At 63.6% G+C, this 23,546-nt stretch carries 22 protein-coding genes, 1 tRNA gene and 3 pseudogenes; 7 read left to right on the top strand and 19 right to left on the bottom strand.

Annotated features, from left to right (window positions below; all coding sequences use genetic code 11):
• Positions 1-107: 107 nt before the first annotated feature.
• Both ACOYO3_RS01670 and ACOYO3_RS01665 read right to left on the bottom strand, forming a co-directional pair.
• On the bottom strand, positions 108-569 hold the full coding sequence (locus tag ACOYO3_RS01670) for an amidase family protein (RefSeq protein ID WP_002519488.1): 462 nt from the start codon (positions 567-569) through the stop codon (positions 108-110).
• Between the two features lie 183 nt (positions 570-752).
• Positions 753-1,508, bottom strand: a pseudogene (locus ACOYO3_RS01665) (amidase).
• A gap of 174 nt (positions 1,509-1,682) precedes the next feature.
• On the opposite strand from ACOYO3_RS01665, the gene ACOYO3_RS01660 reads away from it, so the two are divergent.
• Together ACOYO3_RS01660 and ACOYO3_RS01655 are read left to right on the top strand one after the other, a co-directional pair.
• Entirely contained in the window at positions 1,683-2,294 is a 612-nt protein-coding gene (locus tag ACOYO3_RS01660; RefSeq protein ID WP_002524444.1) for a hypothetical protein, read from the top strand.
• 61 nt (positions 2,295-2,355) lie between these two features.
• Positions 2,356-2,429, top strand: a tRNA-Gly gene (locus ACOYO3_RS01655).
• A 108-nt stretch (positions 2,430-2,537) separates the two neighbouring features.
• On the opposite strand, the pseudogene ACOYO3_RS01650 reads toward ACOYO3_RS01655, so the two are convergent.
• The 4 genes and pseudogenes from ACOYO3_RS01650 to ACOYO3_RS01635 form a co-directional block, all read right to left on the bottom strand.
• A pseudogene (locus ACOYO3_RS01650) lies at positions 2,538-2,648 on the bottom strand (globin); the annotation flags it as partial.
• Between the two features lie 83 nt (positions 2,649-2,731).
• Positions 2,732-3,121 (bottom strand): type II toxin-antitoxin system VapC family toxin, encoded by a 390-nt coding sequence (locus tag ACOYO3_RS01645; RefSeq protein ID WP_002516267.1) that lies wholly within the window; start codon positions 3,119-3,121, stop codon positions 2,732-2,734.
• Complete coding sequence (locus ACOYO3_RS01640; protein WP_002514501.1) at positions 3,118-3,345, bottom strand: FitA-like ribbon-helix-helix domain-containing protein; 228 nt, start codon at positions 3,343-3,345, stop codon at positions 3,118-3,120. The genes ACOYO3_RS01645 and ACOYO3_RS01640 overlap by 4 nt, the downstream gene beginning before the upstream one ends.
• Positions 3,346-3,789: 444 nt before the next feature.
• Positions 3,790-4,860 carry a nucleoside hydrolase gene (locus tag ACOYO3_RS01635; protein ID WP_002516308.1) on the bottom strand — a complete coding sequence of 357 codons (1,071 nt, stop codon included), beginning with the start codon at positions 4,858-4,860 and terminating at the stop codon, positions 3,790-3,792.
• A gap of 313 nt (positions 4,861-5,173) precedes the next feature.
• Here ACOYO3_RS01635 and ACOYO3_RS01630 point away from each other — a divergent pair, with 313 nt between their 5' ends.
• Positions 5,174-5,623, top strand: coding sequence for a hypothetical protein (locus ACOYO3_RS01630; protein ID WP_002519683.1), 450 nt, complete (start codon positions 5,174-5,176; stop codon positions 5,621-5,623).
• Here ACOYO3_RS01630 and ACOYO3_RS01625 read toward each other — a convergent pair.
• Positions 5,620-5,763 (bottom strand): hypothetical protein, encoded by a 144-nt coding sequence (locus ACOYO3_RS01625; protein ID WP_002519491.1) that lies wholly within the window; start codon positions 5,761-5,763, stop codon positions 5,620-5,622. The genes ACOYO3_RS01630 and ACOYO3_RS01625 overlap by 4 nt on opposite strands.
• 226 nt (positions 5,764-5,989) lie before the next feature.
• Between ACOYO3_RS01625 and ACOYO3_RS01620 the strand changes: the two genes are divergently transcribed.
• Entirely contained in the window at positions 5,990-6,466 is a 477-nt protein-coding gene (locus tag ACOYO3_RS01620) for a cupin domain-containing protein (protein WP_002516275.1), read from the top strand.
• Positions 6,467-6,777: 311 nt separating this feature from the next.
• On the opposite strand, the gene ACOYO3_RS01615 is transcribed toward ACOYO3_RS01620, so the two are convergent.
• The 4 genes and pseudogenes from ACOYO3_RS01615 to ACOYO3_RS01600 all read right to left on the bottom strand — a co-directional run bounded on the left by ACOYO3_RS01615 (position 6,778) and on the right by ACOYO3_RS01600 (position 11,213).
• A complete protein-coding gene (locus ACOYO3_RS01615; RefSeq protein ID WP_002519493.1) occupies positions 6,778-7,422 on the bottom strand; it encodes a TetR/AcrR family transcriptional regulator in 645 nt (214 codons plus the stop codon).
• Complete coding sequence (locus ACOYO3_RS01610) at positions 7,419-9,212, bottom strand: ABC transporter ATP-binding protein (RefSeq protein ID WP_002524446.1); 1,794 nt, start codon at positions 9,210-9,212, stop codon at positions 7,419-7,421. Before ACOYO3_RS01610 ends, ACOYO3_RS01615 begins: the two co-directional genes overlap by 4 nt.
• Positions 9,209-11,028 (bottom strand): annotated as a pseudogene (locus tag ACOYO3_RS01605) (ABC transporter ATP-binding protein). The gene ACOYO3_RS01610 and the pseudogene ACOYO3_RS01605 overlap by 4 nt, the downstream one beginning before the upstream one ends.
• Complete coding sequence (locus ACOYO3_RS01600) at positions 11,025-11,213, bottom strand: hypothetical protein (RefSeq protein ID WP_002519494.1); 189 nt, start codon at positions 11,211-11,213, stop codon at positions 11,025-11,027. Before ACOYO3_RS01600 ends, ACOYO3_RS01605 begins: the two are co-directional and overlap by 4 nt.
• Before the next feature lie 309 nt (positions 11,214-11,522).
• Here ACOYO3_RS01600 and ACOYO3_RS01595 point away from each other — a divergent pair, with 309 nt between their 5' ends.
• Positions 11,523-12,206 (top strand): EcsC family protein, encoded by a 684-nt coding sequence (locus ACOYO3_RS01595; protein WP_002514512.1) that lies wholly within the window; start codon positions 11,523-11,525, stop codon positions 12,204-12,206.
• Positions 12,207-12,236: 30 nt separating this feature from the next.
• Here the strand turns inward: ACOYO3_RS01595 and ACOYO3_RS01590 are convergent, their stop codons facing one another.
• From ACOYO3_RS01590 to pdhA, 8 genes are all read right to left on the bottom strand, one after another.
• Positions 12,237-13,508: a threonine/serine ThrE exporter family protein gene (locus tag ACOYO3_RS01590; protein WP_002519495.1), complete on the bottom strand. Its 1,272-nt coding sequence runs from the start codon at positions 13,506-13,508 to the stop codon at positions 12,237-12,239.
• A 78-nt stretch (positions 13,509-13,586) separates the two neighbouring features.
• A complete protein-coding gene (locus ACOYO3_RS01585) occupies positions 13,587-14,291 on the bottom strand; it encodes a hypothetical protein (RefSeq protein ID WP_002514514.1) in 705 nt (234 codons plus the stop codon).
• Complete coding sequence (locus ACOYO3_RS01580; protein WP_002520713.1) at positions 14,288-15,640, bottom strand: hypothetical protein; 1,353 nt, start codon at positions 15,638-15,640, stop codon at positions 14,288-14,290. The genes ACOYO3_RS01585 and ACOYO3_RS01580 overlap by 4 nt, the downstream gene beginning before the upstream one ends.
• Positions 15,640-16,374 carry an ABC transporter ATP-binding protein gene (locus ACOYO3_RS01575; protein ID WP_002514516.1) on the bottom strand — a complete coding sequence of 245 codons (735 nt, stop codon included), beginning with the start codon at positions 16,372-16,374 and terminating at the stop codon, positions 15,640-15,642. The genes ACOYO3_RS01580 and ACOYO3_RS01575 overlap by 1 nt, the downstream gene beginning before the upstream one ends.
• Positions 16,375-16,764, bottom strand: coding sequence for a hypothetical protein (locus ACOYO3_RS01570; protein WP_032500049.1), 390 nt, complete (start codon positions 16,762-16,764; stop codon positions 16,375-16,377).
• A 233-nt stretch (positions 16,765-16,997) separates the two neighbouring features.
• Positions 16,998-18,407, bottom strand: coding sequence for a dihydrolipoamide acetyltransferase family protein (locus ACOYO3_RS01565; RefSeq protein WP_002524452.1), 1,410 nt, complete (start codon positions 18,405-18,407; stop codon positions 16,998-17,000).
• A 32-nt stretch (positions 18,408-18,439) separates the two neighbouring features.
• Positions 18,440-19,444 (bottom strand): alpha-ketoacid dehydrogenase subunit beta, encoded by a 1,005-nt coding sequence (locus tag ACOYO3_RS01560; RefSeq protein ID WP_002519499.1) that lies wholly within the window; start codon positions 19,442-19,444, stop codon positions 18,440-18,442.
• Positions 19,444-20,499, bottom strand: a complete 1,056-nt coding sequence (pdhA, locus tag ACOYO3_RS01555; protein WP_002519500.1) for a pyruvate dehydrogenase (acetyl-transferring) E1 component subunit alpha — start codon at positions 20,497-20,499, stop codon at positions 19,444-19,446. The genes ACOYO3_RS01560 and pdhA overlap by 1 nt, the downstream gene beginning before the upstream one ends.
• 299 nt (positions 20,500-20,798) lie before the next feature.
• Here pdhA and hemG point away from each other — a divergent pair, with 299 nt between their 5' ends.
• Both hemG and ACOYO3_RS01545 read left to right on the top strand, forming a co-directional pair.
• Entirely contained in the window at positions 20,799-22,148 is a 1,350-nt protein-coding gene (gene hemG / locus ACOYO3_RS01550) for a protoporphyrinogen oxidase (RefSeq protein ID WP_002519689.1), read from the top strand.
• On the top strand, positions 22,148-23,428 hold the full coding sequence (locus ACOYO3_RS01545; RefSeq protein ID WP_002518160.1) for a TIGR04053 family radical SAM/SPASM domain-containing protein: 1,281 nt from the start codon (positions 22,148-22,150) through the stop codon (positions 23,426-23,428). Before hemG ends, ACOYO3_RS01545 begins: the two co-directional genes overlap by 1 nt.
• The last annotated feature ends 118 nt before the right edge of the window (positions 23,429-23,546 follow it).

The raw sequence follows: 23,546 nt of genomic DNA, 5'->3' as shown, positions 1-23,546 counted from the left end.
CATTGTGCGCGGCCGTGGCTGCGCACAGGTCGACATGCAAAAACTCCCGCCCGGGCCCGTGGGCAGGCATGTCAGTGCTGCCACCGCAGGTAAGGCGGGAGTTTTGATCATCGGCAGCTGCGTTCGCAGTCCCGAGTATTTTCTAGGGCACATCCGAGTGCCAGCAGGGTGGCCTCGTCGTACAGCCGACCGCCAATCATGATGCCGATCGGCAGCTCGACACCATCGATCCTCGTGTTGTGCAGCGGCAGGCTCATTGCCGGGCGCCCGGTGATATTCCACAAGCTGGTCCACGGTGTGAAGCGACACTGGGCGTCAAAATCGGCCGCCGGATCCTCATCGTCCCGCAAAGCCCCAACTGGCAAAGGAGGCTGGGCCAAGGTCGGGCTAACAATGACGTCGAACCGCTGCCAATGCTGCCCGACTTGACGGGCCACCATCTGGATACCGGCCAACGCCTCGGCCAGCTCGACTCCGCTGCGACGTCGGCCCCCGGCCCGCAGCCAACGAGACATGGGTGTGAAGAGCTCCTCACGTTCGGACAGGACCGGTATCGCCGCCGCCCCCACTCCCACACGCACCGAAAAGAGTCCCACTCACGCGGGCCGAACGGGGCACTCGTCTGCTCGACGACGTGGCCCATGGACTCCAAGGTGGCGGCCGTCCGGTCCAATGCGGCCAGGATGTCCGGATGGACCTGGACGTCAGCGATAACCGGTTCGCGCAGAATTCCGATGCGCAGCCGTCCCGGATCACGGCCACAGGCCGACAAGAAGGTCTCGGTCGGGGTCGGGGCGTAGAAGGGGTCCCCCCGGCCACGGCCCGGACAGCACGTCAAGAGCGGCTGCGGTGTCGCGCACCGTGCGGGTCAGCACCCCACCGCAGACCAGCCCGGGACCGTCGATCCCGTAAGGACCGGCCGAAACTCGCCCACGGCTGGGTTTGAGGCCGACGACACCGCAACATGACGCCGGGATGCGTATCGACCCGCCGCCGTCGGAGCCTTGAGCGATCGGCACCTGACCAGCCCCGACTGCGGCCGCAGCACCACCAGAGGACCCTCCCGCCATTCGGGTGTGGTCCCACGGAGTGACGGTCGCCGCCCGACCATCCGGCTCGGTCTAACAAGGAAGCCCAAACTCGGGAGCGGCCGTCGTACCGATCGGGATGGCACCGGCGGCCTTGAGCCGAGTGACGATGCCGTCGTCGTGGTCCGAAGGCGTCCCGCCGACAGCTCGGCTACCGACGGCTCGGGGCGCCCCGGCTAAGGCGTTGAGGTCCTTGACCGGGCAGGGAACACCGAACAGCGGGCCGGGACGGGCTTGTCCGGCATCGAGTTGACGCTGGAGTTTTCGGGCGGTGTTCCGAGCCCCGGTGTCATCGATCCAGGTCCAAGCGTGACATTCGTCGGCATGTGCCGCCTCGAGGGCGGCGTCGACAATGTCAAGGATCCCGACGTCACCAGCGGCGATACGGGTGGAGGTTTCCAGGGCGGTCAGTGGATCCATAGTCATGGTCCTACCACGTTCGGTGTCTTTTCCTTCGAGGCCCAGTCATTACGCCCGCATATCCGTATAAAAAATGGACTCTGGCGCAGCAAGCTAACCCGCTAGCCATGCCAACTCATATTCACGAGATTGGCCACTACGTCTAGGCTGGAATAACCCGTCACCAGGAGGATCGTGACCGAGCAGTCCACGCACCCAAAGCCCCGCCATGCCGAGCCAGAGGACGTCTCCCCGAGCGCACCGCCACGTGCCAGCGCCGAGACGATTGCCACCCTTCCCCCACCCGAAGTCCCCGAAGCCCAAGCCGCGTCGTCGGCAAAGGTGGGACGGATCGCCGCCGGGCTCTACCTCGCCGCAGCAGTCGCTGCCGCCGCTGCGCTTTTAATCGCGTGGTGGCAGTCCATCCATATGCAGACCTTCATCCAGGCCACAAACCTCATGACGTGGACCCACCCTCGTCCCGGATCCCTAGCATCAGTGCTCCTGGCCACCGCCATGATGTCCATCGCCGCCGCGATGGTGGCCATGCCCGGGATCCTGGCCGTCAATACCTGGCTGGGACGCCGGTGGGTACGTTGGGGTGCCATCGGCGGCGTTGCCGTCGGGTGCGCGGCAGTGACCCTCAACTGGGTGTCATGGATCGGGATGCCGTTCCTCATAGCCGCCGGCCTCATGGTCTGGCTGCCGCCGGTGAGACGCTGGATGGACTCGCTGCGACCAGTCACCCACGAAGCCGAACGTCCGACCTTTCCAATGAGGTACGGCAGGGTTCCCCAACACTACTGAGGTATGCGGGTTCGCACAGCTCTGACGTGGTGCGCTAGGCTATCTCAAGTCTTCAGACATTGCGGGCGTAGCTCAATGGTAGAGCGCCAGCTTCCCAAGCTGGATACGCGGGTTCGATTCCCGTCGCCCGCTCCATAGCCAGCAACGCAGACGGGCTCGACGACGTGAAGACGTTGCTGGACTAACGAGCAGCCCCGATGCTGGCCAAGAAAGTGGCTGAGCCACGATGCCCTCTTCGAGATCGTCCGGGCCATACATCGGCCACAGCACCTCATCGCACCGAACCCCCTCGTAGAAAAGGCGCACCAAGGTTTCAAAGGCGTCCATGCCTCCCACTCCGTCGTAGAAAGTCAGGAGTGCAGCGGGGCCTTCCTACCGTGGTGCGAACCATACGTCACTGGATGGCCGGATCCTACGCATGTGCGACAGCCACATGGTCATGTTGTGGGCACCACAGCGACATCGGGGGCTGCCACAGCCAGACGACGGTCACACGTCAACAGACACGCACCCAACAGACGCGCCAGCACCACGTACAGCGCGTCATAAGCAGACACGTTGTGCCGCATCTCCCACGCATCCACCATCAGTGGTTCCACCGGATACAACTCCACCTTGAATGCTCGGAAGTCCGACAATATCCGCATTGCCTCCGCATCGGTGATGAGATGCCCCAAGGAAAGGTTTCGTACGACATGGGCAATCTCTGCAGGCAGATGTTGGGGAGCAATGAACTCCTCGCCGCCCCATTGCTGCCATGCCGCATGCCCAACCGTGCTACCAACGAGCATTTCGGCGAGCACGGACGCATCGACGACGAGTGTCATCGTCCTTCCCGGCCTTCTTGCAACACCTCGACCATCGGTGGCAAATCCGTCCTAGCAGTCTGCGCCATGATGCGCTGCATCAACTGCTCGCGTGAGGGATTCTTGAGCGTGTTCTGTAGCACTTCCAGGGTGTATTCACTCAACGACTTGCCTTGCAAAGCCGCTCGCGCCTTGAGTTCCCTGCTGGTCTCCTCCGGGACGTTGCGAATCTGAATGGTCGCCATGCACTAAGCATAGCTGCCATGCACAGCGCATGCATATGGTTCTGTCGGCCTCGGCTACGACTGGCTCGGGTGTCCAGGACACCGGCATCAAGTTCAGACGATTCAACCCCAGCACTGAGATGCTTCAGTCACATAAGCTTGGACAGGAACTAGTTATTAAGTATCAGCTTTTGATGACGATCCTGGGATTCTGAGACGGATCAAGCCACCACAACGTGGCCTCCCACTCCGAATGAGAATTCACCCGCACACATCCGCCCGCGTGACTCCCAGCCGCACGAGGTTGAACAGCATGAGCTTGGTTGGCATGAGACCGAACTGGATGACCCGGCCGTGGCGCTGCCGCCACCGCGTCAACCGGAACCGCTAATTGCTTCTCGTCCCTGGTACATCCGGTCGCAGCTACGGCTGTCGCTGCCGCAAGAACGCAGGCAACTCCACGTCTCAGCCCAACCCCGTCCGCAACGTTGTCAAAAGATGCTCAATGAACCCCTCAGCATCAACTTCGCACAACAGGTCGACGTTGGGCTCTTTGCCCCAGCGCCCCAACTCGTCACCGACGGTCTGGCCACGGGTGAGCGTCCCGGTCAGCTCGACGTCGACGGCCAGTGGCCGCGTCGTCGCAAATCTCCCGGTCACCGCGTTGGCGACGACGAGCGGGTCGTGCAAGTACGCACACCATCCCAACCCGTCAGCCTCGTGGAACTCGAAGTAGAACCTCAGCGCGTCGGCCAAGACTTTCACAACCGGATGTTCCCCTAGCTCCTTCACAGCCCGACGATCCCTCTCGTCCAGCCTGATGACCTCAGTGGCCTGCAACGCCCCAAGCACGACCCGTTTGGACGCCTTCCCCCATGCCTCGAACACCTCATGGCCGGCCTCCGGGTCCACCGCGATGTTCCACTCGCTCGTCGGGCCGGTGTTGCCACGGTGGTTGATCGCTCCACCCATGACGTGCAGCCCCCGCAACAACTGCGGCAAGTCCGGTTCTTCCCGCAGCGCCAGCGCGAGGTTCGTCAGCGGCCCGGTGACGATGCCGACCAGCTCGCCGGGGTATTTCCGGGCAAGATCCACCCACAGTTGCGCACCGCTGCGCCCATCGGGGTGACGTCCGCAGTCCCCCAGCTGGGCATGCCCCAAACCGTGGGGTCCATGGGTCTCCTCGGCGGTCATCACCGGCTCGACGAGGGGCGCGTCCGCCCCACGCGCCACCGGGGCATCCATCCCGAGCAGCTCGGTCAGCCCCAGGGCATTGCGCAGCACGTCGTCCTGACCGACATTGCCAGCTGTCGTCACCACCCCGACGGTCTCGACATCGTCGCGGCTCGCCAGGTAGGCCAGCGCGAACGCGTCGTCAATCCCAGGGTCGCAATCGAGCAGAACCGGCAAGAAACGTGTGGGCATGGCGTCAGAATAGAGGCCCTCCACCGCACCACCGATCGTTGAGTCGTCCCACCTCACCTTCTGCTGAGGCTGTTCGGGCTGGTCAGAGCGCCTTTGCTCCAGGACTCGCACATCCGCGTGTCCTGCCCCCTCATTGTCCAACGGGTATGTGCCACACATTTCACTGTCCCCTGGTGCCGCCCTGCCCGAATCTTGGAAGGAATCATGCTCGACTGGGTGGACCTCATCATTCGTATCGGAGTCGGCGTCGGCCCCGGAACCCTCATCGAGATAGGAGCCGACGGATTCGGTGCAACTGATCCCCCATACCCTCCATACGGACACGTCTCGTAGCATCCCCAGTCCGGCCTGGAGCCCCTCGGTTTGGTCGTGAGCCTTCCTGGAGGACACTTGGCCTTGTCAGAGCAGGTCGTCAGCCACGTGCGTGACGACGCTGGCGAGCGAGTGTGAGGAAGTCATGACCATCGAGGAGAAGGAACCGTCCCGCGCTGAGAGGATCCTTGCGGGCACCGTCGCGTTTACGATCTGCATGGCCGTGGTGTTCGCGATCGTGGCGATCTTCATCGGTTGGCGCTGGTCGCTGAGGATGTTCGTCGGAGTCCTGCTCATCGGAATCCCCGGCGAGATCCTGCTGGAACTGGTTGGCGAGAACCGAATGTTCCCCCGCGGCGGAGGCAAACCGGGCCAGACACGAGCTGCACGTTTGCTCATCCTGACGCTCATCCTCGCCGCGTGGGCTCTCATCGTCCTCGCCCTCACCGCCCTCATCCAACCGTGGTACGGCGCCGTCGGGGAAATAGCGTGGGTCATGGTGATCGGGATCCTCGCGATCCTCATCCAGGGGATCCGGGACACCCGGAAGAAGAAGTCCTAGCCCCTCGCCATGATCACAGCGCCGAGACTCCTCCCTGGCGGCCTTTTGTACCTCTCACGCCAGGTGCTCAGGACGTCGGAGACCGTCGGCTGCTTGTCCGCGGGAACGCCGGACTGGAACTCGTCGTCGTGGATCTCCATGTCGAAGTGGGCCGACACAGCACGTACTCTCCTCTAGAGAGGCCTAGACCCCTTGGAATTGTCGAACATGTCGTCAAGGTGGGTGGGCAGGATAGTCTGGCCACACTGGCTGGATCCATCGAGATTGTGGGGCAATGGCTGCCTTGCAGATACCAATCCGATCGGCGCGACCGGTCACTGGCCCACACCCGCAGCACGAATCTCACCAGGAAAGGAAGCGTTGACCATGAAGATCAACGACAACGGCCCCAAACCGAACGCCTTCGACATCGAGACCGCAACGAAGGAGAACACGAACTACCGCACCACCGCCTGGACCGGTAAGTACCTGCAGGTGACGCTCATGTCCATCCCGGTGGGAGAGTCCATCGGCCTGGAGGCCCACCCCGACACCGATCAGTTCCTGCGCCTGGACTCCGGCAAGGGGCGCTGCGTCATGGGACCGGCTGAGGATCAGCTCGACTTCCAGCAGGACGTCAGCGACGGCTGGTCCGCCCAGGTCCCGGCCGGCACCTGGCACGACGTCATCAACACCGGTGACGAGCCGATGCAGGTCTACGCCATCTACGCCCCGGTCCACCACACCCCGGGCATCGTCCAGGAGACCGCTGCCAAGGCTGAGGAGGACGAAAAGTCCGGAGCCGACGTCCCACCGGAGTGGAGCGTCCAACCCGACAAGACCGCTGACGATCTGCACGCCTGAGGAATACCATCCGTCAGAGACCAGGCCGTCGCCAACGAGGGCGACGGCCTGGTCTCTGACGGAACGGCGTCATCACCGGTGTCACCGCCCCGACACATGGATCTCCCTCATCGACCGCGCGATCCTCGGATTCGCCGGGGCCTGCCTGGCCATGGCGTCGATCGGTGCCGTCACTGTCGTACTGACCGGCCGAGACCGTCAGCTCACCCTGGCCTTCAACTCCGCAAGCTGGGCCGTCGTCGCCCTCGACTTGTGGAGGCGGGATCGCGGGATGGGGATGCTGCAGGAGGATTCGCGGTCTGGGAATGCGATCACTTCTGTGCGACCGAGCCGGGAAACAGCCCGAGCTCCATGCCGGCGATGATGAACTCAACCTTGAGATCGAGGTTGCCGCGCTCACCCATCGACTGCACCCCGAACACATCCGGATGCCCTGCCGTCATCTCCCCGATCCTCTCAACGCCGGTCCGTCCTCCTTCATCAGCGGTCAGATAAGGCTGGATCGACACAAAGGTCTCCAAGGTGGTGTCCCCGACAAAGTCGAAGGCGAAAGCAGCCCCCTCGACCCCTCCGGGGACACCAAGCTCTGCCAGTCTCTGCACGATCGCCGCGATACGAGGCATCGCTGCCCCGAAGGCCTCTGGCTGAGCCATGAGCACCAGCGGAGCCTCTGGATACCGCTCGCACAACGCCCACTGGCGGTCGACAACCTGGCGCAGGGCGTCCTGCCAATTGGAGAAGTCGGGATCCGGCTCGATGTCCACCGCGATCTCCGCAATTGCGGCCAACTGCAATTCCTGACGAGAACTGAACTCCCGGTACAGGGCGGTGGCCTTCACCCCGAGACGATCAGCAACAGCCCTCAGGGTGAAAGTCTCGATGCCCTCGGCCAGGGCCGCGTCAATCGCCTGACGTCGCGTGAACGCAGGCTTGCGCCCTGGCCGTTTGCTGATCATTCGCGGCCCACGAGCGACCACCCCTCGGCCCGCTCCCGGGCATGCCACAGATCGGCGTAGACACCGCCGCTGGCAATGAGGTCGTCATGGGTTCCCACCTGGCAAACCCTACCGTTGCGGTCGATGACGACGATGCGATCCGCCGAACGGATGGTGTCGAGCTTGTGGGCGATGACGAGGATTGTCGAGGACTCGCGCAGCTGGGCCAGGGCGGCCTCGACGTGGGCCTCGTCCTCGGGATCGAGTGCGGAGGTGGCCTCGTCGAACAGCAGGATCGGGGCGCGTTTCAGCAAGGCGCGAGCCACCGGAACCCGTTGCCGTTCACCGCCAGACAGACGACGACCACCCTCACCGACGCTGGCATCCCATCCACCGGGCAGGCGAGCTGCGATCTCGTCGACCCCGGCCAGGGATCCTGCCTTCCATACCTGCTCGTCAGTGGCATCCGGGGCACCGATGCGAATGTTCTCCGCCAGGGTGGAGTCGTAGAGGTAGACGTCCTGGAAGACCATGGCGAGCTGACTCATGAGCTGCTCGGTCGTCTGGTCGCGCACGTCCAGTCCCCCGACACGCACCGTCCCCAAGTCGACGCCCCAGAACCGCGCCATGAGCCGGAACAGGGTCGTCTTGCCAGCCCCCGAGGGGCCGACAATGGCCGTCAAACCCCCCGCTGGAGCAGTGAACGTGACGTCATGGACGACCGGGTGCTCCTTGTCATAACCGAAGGAGACGTCCTCGAGGGACACCTCACCGGGAGCTGTCATGTCGCTCGGGGCCTCGGGCTCGGGCAGCACCTCCGCCGAGAGGATCTCGTCGACCTCACTGACCGGCTTGCGCGCGGTCTCGACGGACAGAGCAGCCGAGACGACGTCCTCCAACACCTTGGCGTAGCGCAGCGAGACGCCGACGAAAGCGACCGTCGCGACCGGGGCGAGGGTGCCGTTGCTGCCCATGCGCGCGGCCAGCACGATGAGGACGACCGCGACCGGCTGGGCACCCAGACCCGAGAGGAAGTTCGCCGTCACGCCCAGCCCCAGACACTTACGAGCGGCGCGTTCATTGGCCCGGCGTGCATTCCGAAGCGGCTCGTAGCCCTCGGCTCGTCCGGCGGCCCTCAGCACTGGTTGGGTCTCACAGAACTCGACGATGCGGGCAGCCAGTTCCTGCTCGGTCGGCTGGACCACCGACTCACCGCGAAGCCACAAGGCCCGCGAGGCGATCATAATCAGACACATCGCAGGCATCGAGATGAGCAGGGACAACCCCAACTGCCACGACCAGAACCACGAGAGCACCATCATGACGACGGTGGTCGCGGCACCGCGCACGAGTGGGGCGGTGAAATGTGCCAACCCCTCGCCCAGGTGCATGAGTCCCTGAATGAGAAGGCGGGACAGGCGGCCGAGGAAACTCGAGCGGAACCATCCCAGTGGCAGGCTCGCCACCTGGTCGCCGATGCGCACGCTGAGTTTTCCCATGACATCCATCGCGGCGAGATAGCCGATCGTCGACTGGAAGTACGTCACGACGGCCCCGGCAACGGCCAAGGCGGCGAGCACCCACACCCAGCCCTGCCAGGTCAGTCCCATCGAGGATCCACCCTCGACGAATGCCGTGATCGTCGGGATGACGGCAAACAGGCCAACCCCCTCGAGGGTTCCCTGAAGACCTGCCAGCCACAGGGAGCGACGGAACTTGGCAGCCCCTTCCTCGGTGAGAAGGGGCCTGAAGGTGTTCAGGAGCAGGATGTCGCCCGCCCAGGAAAGGCGGGAGTTCATGGTCGTGGTCATCGGGTGGCTCCTTCCATCGCTCGCCCTGCCGACAGACGCGCCCAATAGGGCTGATCGGCCAATTCCTCGGACGAACCGCAAGCTGCGATGCCACCGTTCTCCATGACGCAGATGACGTCGGCTCCGGCCACCGACTCGGCGTGGTGACCGATGGCGAGCACGGTTCGGCCTCGGGCCAGTGCGGCCAGGGCCTGCTGGATCTCCGCCTCGCAGTCCGGATCGGTGGCGGCCGTCGCCTCGTCGAGCACGAGGATCGGGGCGTCGGCGAGCACGGCGCGAGCAATGGACAACCGCTGTTTCTGACCACCCGAGAAATCAGTGTCATCCCCCAAGACGGTGTCGAAACCCTTCGGCAGGGCGTCGATGTCGTCAAGGATGTGGGCGGCACGAGCAGCCTCGCGCACCTGATCGTCGGTGGCGTCGGGACGAGCCAAGGTGATGACGTCACGAATGGACCGACGCTGCATGTACGGATCCTGGAGGACGAAGGACACCAACCGGTAGAGGTCATTCTGGGCAACGTCCTTGAGGTCGACCCCACCGATGCGCACCACCCCGGAATCCGGGTCGCGAAAGCGAGCGAGCATCGTCGCCAAGGTCGACTTGCCCGACCCCGACGGCCCGACCAGAGCCGTGACAGTTCCTGGACGCAGTGTCAGGTTGACATGACTCAGCGCCGGAATGACGCCGTCAGGGGTGAGGTAGGAGGAGCTGACGTCGTCGAAGGTGACCGTCATGTCGTCAGGAATCCGCACGCTGACCTGTGGATGGCTGATCTGCTCGATGGACAGCACGTCCTGCAGACGCAGAGCCGCGTTGCCGGCCTGTTGGTAACCCCATGCCATGTTGCCCAGTACCTCGATGGTGCGCGGCAGGACCAGGGCGATGAGTCAACAGGTGGGGACGTCGGTGACGCCCACCCAGCCGGCCTTGGCCATGAGTAGACCGAATCTTAGATTGATCGCCATGAGAGCTGCCACCGAGATCACCGACAGAGACAGGGCCGAGCCTTGATGAGCGGGCCACACCAGTCCCAGTAGAACCGGGCGAACTCCTCGCACGCACGGGTGAAGCGACGATGGGCCTTGCCGGTCTGTCCGACGTTCTTGACGACGTGGATCCCCTCCGTCAGCTCGATCGACGAGGACGAGATGTCGGCGAGCTTGTCGTCCATCTCGGCGGTCTTGGTGGCCATGTCTCGCATCGTCACCCACTGCAGCAGGGCGTAGATTGGGAAGGTGGCGATGGAGAGAAATCCCAGCCGCCAGTCCACCACGAAGGCATAGACGAGCAGTACGAGCGGAACTCCCACGGCTGCGGTTTGCTCAACGGGCGCATGGGCGACGAGCATGTGGATCTGGACGGTGTCGTCCTGGATGGCCTTGCGCACCCGACCGGTTGACGACGAGCTGAACCAGGCCAGTGGGGCCTTCGAGATGCGGTCGATGATGCGGTCCTGGAGTATGTTGCGCAGCTTGATGTCGGCGATGTGAGTGATGACGAGGGCCAACACGTAGAGCAGGGCCTGGAGGCAGAAGGCCATCCACAGCACATTGGCGGTGCGGGTGAGCGCCTCGTGGTCGACGTGGTCACCTAGCAGGATCGCGCCGAGTCTCGTCAGGGCGACGTACGGGGCAAGGGCGACGATGCAGGACGCAATGACGAGGATCCGCGCGATCAGGACGTACTCGCGGATAGGTTTCATGATCGACGACAGGGCCTTGCCACCGGCACGGTGCTTGGTCTGGTAGTCGCGAATATCTTCCGGTGCGGCAGCGCCGGGGCACACCTGCGGGGACGTGGAGGTCTTGCTCACTTCGTCAGTCCTGCCCGCTGGAAGTGCTTGCGACCCACCTTGATGCCCAACCAGCCACCGGCCAGCCCCAGCAGGAAGACGATGACATAGAGGAACAGGGTGCGTGGGTCCACAGCGCCGTGGAACCCCCGAGTGCGGGGCCGATGGGTGGCGGTCAGCGCGCTTCCAGCCATGGCGCGGGCCATCGGGAGCGGGTGGATGTCACCTTGTCGGGCCACGGTCACCTCGTCACAATTCGTAAGGCAACCCTAACTCATTAGTTATCCTCGTTAATAAATAGGAGTCATTCACGTCCTGGCAAGGAGATACACTCACAGGCCAGACAGGCGGTCCTACTGGTGACGCCGGAGGGCACACCACGTTCGGAGGAATCGCGGCCTCGTGCAGGCGCGATCACCACGGGCATTGCCCGTCACCACCTCAACGCGAACACCACAGGACTCGCCCTGCCCCCACGGCTACCCTTGAAGTGAGTTGATCGAGAGGAGACCCTCGTGGGAATCGGAAGCAACATCGGCAAGGCCCTGCTGGCTCAGGCACCCGACATGGCACCCGGCGCGGCCGTCTCGATGCTGCGCAGCATCCTGGGATTCGCCATCGACGGTGCCTCGTCGCTGCCAGGAGCGCGTCAGGCCGCTGGCAAGACCCTCACCAAGCACGACGGTGACGTCGAACAGGCCATCAGCTCCCTCGTCAACCAGCACATCGCCATGGCCGGTGCACAGGGATTCGTCTCCAACCTCGGTGGCGTCGTCACCTTGGCCGTGACTATCCCCGCCAATATCTCGGGCGTCGCGATCGTCCAGGCCCGCATGGTGGCTGCCATCGCCCACCTGCGCGGCTACGACCTTGACGACCAGCGCGTCCGGACCGCCATCCTCGCCACCCTCATGGGTCAGCGTGAGGTCGACAGCCTCATTCACGAGGAGAAGCTTCCGACGACCCCGATGGGCATCGCCACCGCCCCGGTGGGGGACGCCGATCTGGAGAAGGTTGTCGCCCGTAACCTCGTCAACGTCCTCATGGGCCAGGTTGCGGGCAAGAAACTGCCGGTCTTCGTCTCCAAGCGCGTGCCCGTGTTAGGTGGTGGAGTCGGAGCCACCACCGACGGGTTCACCACCTGGAGCGTCGCTCGTTACGCCCGCAAGCAGTTCCCGACCCGCCGCCCGCGCGGCTGAGGCCAGGATCTGTGTTCGGCCCGGGAGGCGTCAGAAGGTTTGCCGACGGCGTGCCCCGGGCCGACGTGTGCGGCTGCGACGAAGCAGTCCGACAGCCCGCGCAGCCGTCGTGCCGATGAGCAGACCCAGCGCGATCGAGCCAATGATTCCCGTGGACTCCAACGCCGTCGCGCCAGCCACGGGGGTGCCCGCGCCCAGTTGGGTCAGGGACACCAGGCCCAGGGATCCCGGGACCAACAACCAGAAGCTCGGCAGGAAGAGCACCAGACGCGGTAGTCGCGGGCGATGCATCTCGATCACCGATGATCCGAAACTCGCCACGGTCGCTCCCAGCAGGCCGCCGCCCCAGGTGGCCCCGGCAACCGTCTGGCCGATGATCTGGAAGGTCAGGGTGGTGGCCAACATGAGGGCCACCCACGGGACGAGGTATCTGGGTATCGACTCCATGAGACTCATCCCGGCGGTCAGGAGCAGGACGCCGAGGAATGGCACCCACAACCCTCGCCAGGGAATGATCTGGTTGTTGAGCTGGTCGACGGGGACCTTTGTCAGCCACGCCGCACCGAGAACACCCGCTGTGAACATGGCCAACTGGGCGGTCCCGAACCCCAGACGCGACGCGCCCGCCATCATCGCCCCTGCCGCCAGTTCAGCCACCCCGGTAACGATGAGGGCACCGGGAAGCAGCACCGCGATGGGCGGCAGCAGGCTTCGCAGCGGCCCCTCGATGAGTCCGAGTCGCGCGACCCAGAAGGCACACAGTGCGACGACAAACGCGGCCAGGAACGGGGTGAGGACGGCCAGGGCCTTCCTCTTGCCGGACAACCATATGAATCCGGCGGTGACCTGACCGGCCAGCACGGAGAACAGCACGCTGGGCCACAACGGCTGCAGTACCAGGGCGATGCCCGAGGCGACGCACACCATGCCACCATGCAGACCCAGGCGCGGGTAACGTGGCGGGATGGAACGCAAGTCCCGCAGTTGCTCGAGGGCCTCGACCGGGCCGATGGTGCCGTCGAGGAGCTGCTGACGGATACGAGCTGTGGTGGCGCTCTGGTCCAGACGGATGGTTCCTTCCACCGATTCGAAGGTTGCGGGGGTGCCACCTCCCAGGCTCACCACGACCCCGGTGGGCCAACCCTGTACCTGGACGTCGGGGCATCCCAGGTACCGACCGACGCTGCGGGTGTCGGCCTCCACCTCGTGCACCGGCTGACCACCGGCGATACCGGCTGCGGCAACGTAAGCCAGCAGTCGGCGGACGCCATTTTCGTCGAGCTCGTCCACTCCAGGTCCCATCGTCGATACCGTCGCCAGGATCAATCGTCGCGCACCTTGGGCCCTTCGGCACGCCAGTGGCCGAAATCAATATACGGGTCAGGGACGTAGGGATTTCACTCCGCCCAGCCCTCGTGCATACCCGACAACCCCGAGGAGGGCACAGACGGCAGCACACACCACAGCCACAACAGACACCCCCCGCACACTTCCCTCGACGGCAGCTGTTTGTCCTAGATAGCCGCCGGGGAGAAATCGCAGGAAGGTGTTTGACTGCGCGACGACCATGATCAGGTAGGCAAGGGGGCCGCACAATGGCCCACTTTTGCGCGACAGCACCCCCGTGGCAAACAATGCGACACCGGTGCACAGCAGGCAGGTGACCGAGAACCCGATGAATGGAGACCACGGCAGCTGAAACCGCGCGGGCATTTCCGGTACTAACACGGAATCACCATCGGGTATTAATTCGACGGGAAGCGACCGCAGTATCCACCCCGTGAGCAGTGGAAGGGCAGCGGCGCACAAGCATATCCACAGCCCCATTGACCCATACCCAATTTCCAGGGAGCGAATCGAAGCTCTCTCGACCCACCCCATGCCCGACGAGACGCACCACATGATGGTGGCGCAACCGACCAGACTGGTCAGCTCGAGACCTGTCACAGGGCGATCCCACACGTCCCCCGATGCCACCGACAGACGCGTCTTCCACAGGAAAAAGGCCACGACAACGGCCGCAACCGGCACGGCAACAAGGGCTACGGCATGGCGCCCTTTCAAGAAAGTCACGATGCTCATCATCGGTGCAGATCGCTGGAGGTCAACGAGCACCCCTCGATCGCCTGACGATGGTGCGTGTACCACTGGCGAAATGCGGTGACATCCATGCCGTCAAGGTCATTTCGTTCCGAACTTGGCGCATCATCATACTGGAATCCAGCCAGCCGAAGAATGGTGCGTTCCACGGAATTAACGCCGTCGAAGGCCTCGATCTGCTGGGGTGTCATCTCTGTAGAGAAAGTACATGCGTCTTGACCGGAAAAAGACTGAGCCAGACCCTGAGCCGTCATATCCGATAATTGTTGCGCAGAATCATATACGGTCGCATGTCCGAGATCCATGACGAACTGCTTGCTGCGTGCGTGGTATCCAGGCTCAGCAAGTAGGACGTCGTGAGGTACCGCCGTAGGCGGCATGACGGACACGACGCGCTGAGCGGGTTGCGCGTAGGACAAGGCGAGACTGCGATGTGCCGGCATGACGCACACCCGTACGTCTTCGTGTGACGAACACCCGAAGGCCAGTGGCGCATCGCGGAACAACGGCACTGGCATGACGACCCCCAGGGCAGCGATGATGAGCGGTGGGGCGACCAGGGCCACACATGGCACCACCCGACGCCACGTAAAACCGCCGGAGCGAACCGTGGACCAACGGCTGGCAGCCAGGATGCACGAGACGGAGACGATGCAAAAGAAGATGGTGCGCATGGTCACGGCCGAGGCCGTGGCGGTGTGGTTGCCACTCGGCTCTGCCATGTCCATGGACCACGCGAAGGCCACCGAGCCATACCCGGTGTTGGCAAAGAGATTCTCGTTGACAAGGACCGGTATTCCGACCACAGCGATGCACACAACCGGCGCCACCACCCACACGATGGGGTGGGACACCATCGCGGCTACCAGGTGAGCAACGGCCACCAGAGCCGGGAAGGACAGCAGAACGACGATAAGGTCTGCGACCTCGGGGGCAGTCGGGGATGCGTTGATCCAGGCCTTGACGACCAGGGGCGCCGCAACGACAACGGTCCCGATGAGCAGGGCAGCCGCCTGACGCCAGAACCAGTGCCAGTGGATGCTGAGAATGGACCTTGCCGGAGCAACCCCGACAATCATGTCCGACGGTGCCATGCGGGCCGCCGATCCTGCCCCGATGAGGCCGGCCACGATGGCCCACAACATACTGGACTCCCGGATGGTGACGGTGACGTCCTGCACCTGCCACACTCCCCAGGACCATGATCCTCGCAGCGCAATGAGACTGCAGACGGCACCGCTGGCCGTTACGAGAATCGCATACCATGATGGGAAGGGGAATGCCACGCGGTGGAGACCACGCAACGGGCGTATATCCCGGGGCGACACGGACATCAGGCTGCCTCCCCGAGGAGGGTGAGGTACCCAGCCTCAGCATCGTTGGCGTTACGGACTGGATGCTTTTGACCAACAGATTCCAGGTCAGAGTACGAGCCCTCGAAGATCAACTCTCCCTCGGAAAGGACGGCAAGCTGCGACACGAATTCCTGGAGGTCCTCAAGCAGGTGCGTCGAAACGATGACCGTCCGATCCTCGGCAAGTTCACCGAGGAGGGATCGCACCCCGATCCTGGATGCCGGGTCGAGGCCGACTGTCGGCTCATCGAGCAGCAGCACAGCCGGATCTCCGACAATTGCACACGCGATTCCAAGCCGCTGGCGCATTCCACCCGAAAGAGACTGGACGCGATCATCGGCGCGGTCGACAAGCCCCACACGATCAAGGGCCGCACCTGCCCGTACACAGCACTCCCTCGGTTCAACTCCTCGCGCCCATGCCGCATATTCCACGGCCCTCCGGATGCGAAAATGCAACGGGAGGGAAAACCGCTGGGGCAAGAATCCGACCATACTACGAATGGTATTGACGTCATCGCTGACATCGACACCATTCACCCGAAAATGACCGGACTCCGGTTCCCGTAGTGTTGCGAGAATACTGAGAAGTGTCGACTTTCCAGCCCCATTCGGGCCGAGCAACCCCCACAACCCAGAGTCAAACTCACAGGAAATATCGACGAGGCTACGCCGACGACGATACCGGTGCGATATGTGCTCGAGTTCGATCATTCATCCGACCCGAGTGTAACCCGATTTCGTCTGGGCTCCAGTCGAACTATCAACCCTGGTATAGACATCCCAGCCGTGCTTACCATGACCAGTAACGGTCAGGGATGCATTCTTTACATTAGTCCTGCGTGCGGATGCCATACGACTATCCGGCCAATGCGAGATCTGGTGATACTCAGGGACTGCCACGGATCCTACGGTGTCGGCGCAGCTCTGACGCCCACCAGTCCCGGACATCGTCGTGCCATGCTGGACAGGCTTATTTGCAAACAAAGAACAATGGCTTGCGTTAGCCTGCCCGGCGATCATCGTCATCCCAGCGCTCACCGTCATAACACCTAATACGATAGTAGAAACCAGCTCCTTGCGAGATCTCATCTCCATCACCATTTTCTCAACTAAAGATGCCACGCGGCTACATAGCCATAATCCATACCTTCAAGGCAGCGGTCATAATATCACGTATCCACCCCTGTGGCCAGTTAACCCGCTGCGACCTGTCGTACCAGTGAAGACACGAGGGCACAGCAGTAGCGCCATGGCGCGTGACGATCACACGCTAAAACAACCTCGTCCGCGGTGAAAACACCGCACTGACATCCTCGACCAGCGGCCAAGGTCGATCAGTACAGCATTGCCGAGGCCGGGTCCGAGAGAATCTCCGCAACGTCATGGAGGAAGGTCGAGCCCTCCTCGCCGTCAATGAGGCGATGGTCGAAGCCGAGGCTCATCGTCGTCACCCACCTGGGCACGACCTCCTCATCGTCACCGGTCCCGACGACCCACGGACGTCGAGCGATCGTCCCGAGAACGAGGATCGCCGATTCGGTGCGGTTGACGACCGGAGTCCCTGCGTCAAGGCCAAACACCCCAACATTGGTGATCGAGAAGGTGCCGTCGGTGTAGTCGGTGGGCTGGAGCTTTCCCTCCTTGGCGATGGCGACGATGCGGGTGATCTCCTCGGCCAGCTCGAGCATCGTCATGTCCTGGGCGTTGCGCACCACGGGCACCATGAGGCCGCGCGGGGTGGCCGCGGCGATGCCGAGGTTGATCTGGTCGCGGAAGACGATCTGGTCGGCGGCGTCGTCCCAGCGGGCGTTGACGACCGGGGTGCGTCCCATCGCCAGGCACACCGCCTTGCACCAGATGGTCAGCGGGGAGACGCGCAGTCCCTTGAACCTGCGGTCGGCACGCAGCCGGGCGACGAGGTCCATCGTCGGGGTGACGTCGCAGGTGAGGAAGGCCGTCACGAGGGCCTTGGTGTCCAGGGAATCCTTCATCGCCTTGGCAGTCACTTTGCGGACGCCGCGCACCGGGACCCTGCGAGTGTGGCCGTCAGGCTCGGTCGGGGCACCGCCGAGGAGACGACGAGACATCACCGACAGGGTCGCGAACTCAGCGTCGCCAGCAGAGGCACCGACGACAGGTGGTTCAGGCGCGGCTTGACGACCGGCCTCCGCTGCCGCCTTGACGTCGCTCCTCGTCACCGCCCCCTGCGGGCCGGTGCCCGTCACCGTCGAGAGGTCGATGCCGAGGTCGGCAGCCACACGTCGGGCCGGGGGCTTGGCGAGGACATGCCCGGCGCGGTCCATGCGCGGCGGATCCTGGCGCCTGGGCTGTGTCGGCTGCACAGGTTCGGGAACGGGCTCGACATCAGTCTCTGGACCGGTCTTGAGGGTCGGCGTCTGGGGGGCCTTCTCGGGTGCCCTTTCAGCCGACACCGCAGCTCCCCTGCGACGACGGCGTCGACGTCCGGACTCCGCGGTCAGGTGACCGACGAGGAACTCCGGCTCCTCCTCGGGTTGGTCGTCGGAACCGTCGTCAATGGTCACCAGTGGCTCTCCCACAGCCACCGTCTCGCCGGGCTCGGCACACAGCTTCGCCACGGTCCCGGCGAAAGGGCTGGGGAGTTCGACGATCGACTTGGCCGTCTCGACCTCGCACAGCACGTCGTTGATCTTGACGGTGTCACCGGGAGACACCCGCCAGGAGACGACCTCTCCCTCGGTGAGCCCTTCGCCCGGGTCCGGCATGCAGTAGTTCTTCACGTGAATGCCTCTCAGAATCAGAAGGCCAGGGAGCGGTCTACGGCGTCGAGAATGCGGTCGACGTCCGGGATGTGTTCCCCCTCGGCCTTGGCCGGCGGGTAGGGGGTCGACCAGCCGGTGACTCGCAGTACCGGGGCCTCCATAACGTAATAAAGCTCCTCACCCAGCCGAGCCGCGATCTCCGCGCCGACACCCTGGGTGCGTGGCGCCTCCTGGACGACGATGGCCCTTGTCGTACGGCGCACCGATTCGTAGACAGTCGCCATGTCGAGCGGGGAGAGGCTACGCACGTCAATAACCTCGAGTTTTCGCCCCTCCTGGGACGCCTCCTTCGCCGCCTCCAAGCAGGTATCGACCATCGGGCCGTAGCAGATCAGGGTGACCTCCTCGCCGGAGCGCGCGATTCGGGCCTGGTGCAACCCCAGCGTCGGTGTCTGCGCAACGTGGCCACGGGTGTAGTACCGACGTTTCGGCTCAAAGAAGATCACCGGGTCGGGGCTGTCAATGGACTGACGCAGCATCCAGTAGGCGTCGTCAGGGTTGGAGCAGGTAACCACCTTGAGACCAGGCGTATTCGCATAGAAGCCTTCCGGCGACTCGGAGTGGTGTTCTGGCGAGCCGACACCGCCTCCGAAGGGGATGCGGATCGTCACCGGCAGGGACCACCGGCCACCGACGCGAGCCCGGTATCGGGCCAGCTGGGAAACGATCTGGTCAAAGGCTGGGGCACTGAAGCCGTCAAACTGGATTTCCACACACGGGCGGTACCCGCGCATGGCCATACCAATCGCTGTTCCGACGATGCCTGACTCTGCCAACGGCGTATCGATGACTCGACGGCCACCAAACTGGGCTTTGAGGCCGTCCGTGATGCGGAAGACACCACCGAGGGTCCCGACGTCCTCCCCCATGAGGACAACACGATCGTCGGCTGCCAGAGCATCGGATAAGCCAGCGTTAAGGGCCTTGGCAAGGGTGGTCTCCCCCTGCGGACGCGCACTGCGCAATACTTCCTCGCTCATCACTTATCCTCCTCCCACGACGCGATTTCCTCGGCGTCAGCCAGGACGTCGGGGGTCGGCTCGGCGTACACGTCCGCCATAAGGTCAGCCATCACAGGCGTGGCATTCTCGTGAACAGCAGCGCGAACCTCAGCACCGAAGGCGTCCTCACGCTCAGCGAGGCCGTCAAGCCACACCTGGTTGATAATCCCGCGGTTCTGCAAATACGTGCGCAGCCGGACGATGGGGTCGGTCTTACCCCACGTCGACTCCTCTTCTGCGGTGCGGTAGCGGGTGGGGTCGTCGGTGGTGGTGTGAGCACCCATCCGGTAGGTCCACGCCTCGACGAACACCGGCCCCTTTCCGCTACGGGCATATTCGAGGGCCGATCGCAGCACGGCCATCATGGCGATGACGTCGTTGCCGTCGACTTGCACGGCAGGGATGCCGAACCCGGTGGCGCGGCGGAAAAGAGACGTGGGCGACTGCACCGTGGTCGGCTCTGAAATCGCCCACTGGTTATTGACGCATACGAATACCACGGGGGCGTTCATCGAAGCCGCAAAAACATAAGCCTCGTTCGTGTCCCCCTCGCTCATCGCGCCGTCACCGTGGAAATCCAGCACGGCAGCCGGATCACCTCCAGCCTCGACGTCACGCTGGACACCCATGGCATAGCCGACGGCATGCAGGGTTCCCGACCCGATCATCACTGGATATGCGCTGAAGTGGGTCGCGACGGTATCCCAGCCGCAGTGAGAGGTCCCGTCCCAAGCTCCAAGGATGTCAGCCAGACTGACGCCCATGGCGTGGGCCAGGCCCTGCTCGCGGTAGGTCGGAAACACCTGGTCTCCCTCTCTCAGTGCCAACCAAGCGCCAGCCTGGGTGGCCTCCTGTCCCAATAGCGGCGGCCACAAACCCAATTCGCCGTGGCGCTGCAGGGCGGTAGCCTCGACGTCGAAGCGTCGCGTCATGACCATCATCTCGAGAGCCTTGACGAGGTCGTCGTCGACCAGGTCAACAGGAAAGTCGGGGTGTGTGGTGAGGCGTCCCTGCTCGTCGAGGATCCGCACCATTGCAGGATCAGGACGATTAACGGGGTGTTGCCGCGCCGGAAGGACGAACGGATCCGTGCCGCCTTCGTCGGCACAAATGGTCTCGGTCACATCTTCCTCCTGGTTAAGTGTTCCGTAACTCAATTCTGAACGCCAACAAGTCCCGTTTCCAAGCGAAACCTACCGTTCCGTAAAGAGACACCAAAGATGAGGTTACCGTTGCGTAGGTTGTTCCTGGTTCCTACCCCGGACTTCGATTGGTGCCAGAACGTGCGTACCCTCAAACGGTGAGCAAAACAGTGGCAGTCATCGGTGCCGGAATGACGGGCCTGGCAGCCGCACACCACCTACACAGCCACGGCTGTCGTCCCGTCGTCCTCGAAGCGGGGCAGGGCGTTGGCGGCCAGGTCAGGTCCCGTCGTCTTGGTTCTGATGTGGTCGACATGGGACCTGAAGCCGTGCCTCTTCGCGCCCCGGGCGTCGCCGCACTCGTTGCGGAGCTGGGACTAACGGACTCCATGCGTCATCCCGTTCCTGGGCGCGTCTTATTGTCGAGCCGGCGTGGAGTCGTCGAGATGCCGTCCGGCGTAACACCAGTAGGGCCCACGAAGTTCCTCCCCACTATTGCCTCGCGCATCCTCTCCCCTGCCGGACTGTTACGGGCCGGGCTCGAACCTTTCAACGCTCACCCGCACCTTGACGACGTCAGCGTCGGCCAATTCATCGCCGAAAGATTTGGTGACGAGGTGAGCCGCGCCGTCGTCGACCCGCTACTGGGGGGTATTCACGCCGCCGACCTCAACACGTTCTCGCTAGCAGTTGCCGCCCCCGCTTTGGAGCAGACGGTCAGGAACGGCGACTCCATCGTCGCCGGAACTCTCAAACGCAATGCTGCCGGACGGTGGTCGCAGCTCCGCCATCATTCACAGCGATCCGGTCCGCGCACCCCCGCCACCGCCACCTGGAAACACGGCCTGATGATGTTGCCGGAAGCATTGGCTAGGGAGCTCACCATTCATACGAATACCCGTGCCAGGGGAATCCGTCAGGTCGGCCACGAATGGGTAGTCGATGTCACTGGTCCGCATGGCGTTGGATCGGTTGCTGTTGATGACGTCATCATTGCCACCCCCGCCAGGGTTGCGGGTGCCCTGCTTGCTACCGCATGCCCGCGAGCTTCCGAGCTGCTGTCGCAGTGTGAAAGCACTACCGTTGCCACGCTGGTTATGCAGGCTGACCTTACTGACCACCCGATCGCTACGGCCCAAACGTGGTTCATTGGTTCGGCATGGTCTGCCCTGGTGCGTCAGGTGACCAATCTCTCGACGACGTGGCACCTCGCCAAACCCACCTTTCGGATCGCCATGGGTCGGCAGCGTGGAACCCCCATCGACGATCTATCTGACGACGACCTCGTCGCCATGAGCGTGGCAGAGTTGAGACGTCTCGGACTGGCTCTTGACCCCCACGACTACGTCATTGAGCGACACCGCGGCGCCATGCCGCAACCAGCTCCTGGCCACCGGGAGCGCATGGCCCAGCTCGCCGCGACCCTCAACGGCACCGGTCTCCATGTGGGAGGGGCCGGTATCGACGGTGCCGGAGTTGGCACCGCAATTGCTGCTGGACGCCGTCTCGCACGCCACATCACCTCGAAGGAGGAGAATTAGTGACCATCACTGAGCACCCTGACCACCTGACCCGGCCCGGCAGTGCGCCCACAGGACACCCCGGTGGCCATCCGGGAGGTCATCCAGGCCACAGCCCGCTCGTCCGCGAGATCAAGCACGACCTCAACAACAAGCCTTTCATCGTCATCTGGGAGGTTACCCGCGCCTGCGCCCTGGTCTGCCAGCATTGCCGCGCCGAGGCCCAGCACCATGCCGCCCCTGGCCAGCTCACCAACGCCCAAGGCCACGAACTCATCGATCAGCTGACCAGCTACGAGCGTCCCTACCCGATGCTCATCCTCACCGGCGGTGACTGTTTCGAGCGCCCTGACCTCGTCGACCTCATCGAGTACGCCGTCAGCAAGGGCCTGCACGTGTCGATCTCGCCATCAGTGACCCCGCTATTTACCCGCGACAGGGTCAGGGCGGTGCAGGAAGCTGGGGTGTCGATGATGTCGATGTCCTTGGATGGCGGCTCAGCCACGACCCACGACGCCTTCCGGGGTTTCCCTGGCACTTTCGACCACACCGTCGAGGCCTGCCACATGCTTCGCGAGCTAGGGATGAAGTTCCAGCTCAATACGGTGTTCACGGCTAAGAACATCCACGAGGCGCCACAGATGCTTAAGAACGCCATCGACCTCGGGGCGATGATGTTCTACACATTCATGTTGGTGCCGACCGGGCGTGGCGCCCAGCTCGATATGCTCTCGCCCCTGGAGCGCGAGGACGTCCTGTATTGGCTGCACGACAACTCCACCCGCATTGCCATCAAGACGACCGAAGCCCCTCAGTATCGGCGCATCGCTTTCCAGCGCGACGCCGTCCGCCAAGGCAAGGAGCGGCCGGTTCGCCACGGCGAGCTCTACGAGTGGCTGACCCGCGAAACCAACGAGCTGCTGGGCGAAACCATTACAGAACCGCGCCCGCCACGCACCCCACTGGCGATCAACTCTGGATCTGGGTTCGCGTTCATCGACCACACCGGTGATGTCTACCCGTCAGGGTTCCTACCGATCCACTGTGGGTCGATCAAGGAGACGCCCTTCCCTGAGATCTATTGCGGATCGCCGGTTTTCCAGGGGTTGCGCAATCCGAATGGGTTCTCCGGCAAGTGCGGAGCATGCAATTTCAACCACTTCTGCGGTGGGTCTCGTTCGACCGCCTACGCCTTGACCGGGGATTATCTCGCCTCTGATCCTTCGTGCGCCTATGTGCCGCCGGGGTATGACGGTGAACTACCCGAAGGGGTTCCTGCCGAGGGGATTCCGCAGATCTGAAACCTGGACGCCGTGACGGATTCGTCACGGCGTCTGCCGTATTCCGGGCATGGTCGACCAGTGCACATTGATCAGGGGCAGCGTCGGTCGTGGCTGAACGAAAGCAGATTTGCCTCAA

It is taken from the genome of Cutibacterium sp. KBN10P07758, from assembly GCF_050286205.1.
Taxonomy (GTDB): Bacteria; Actinomycetota; Actinomycetes; order Propionibacteriales; family Propionibacteriaceae; genus Cutibacterium; species Cutibacterium acnes.
Note: the sequence above shows the minus strand (reverse complement) of the source record. Positions and strands in the feature narration are given on the sequence as shown.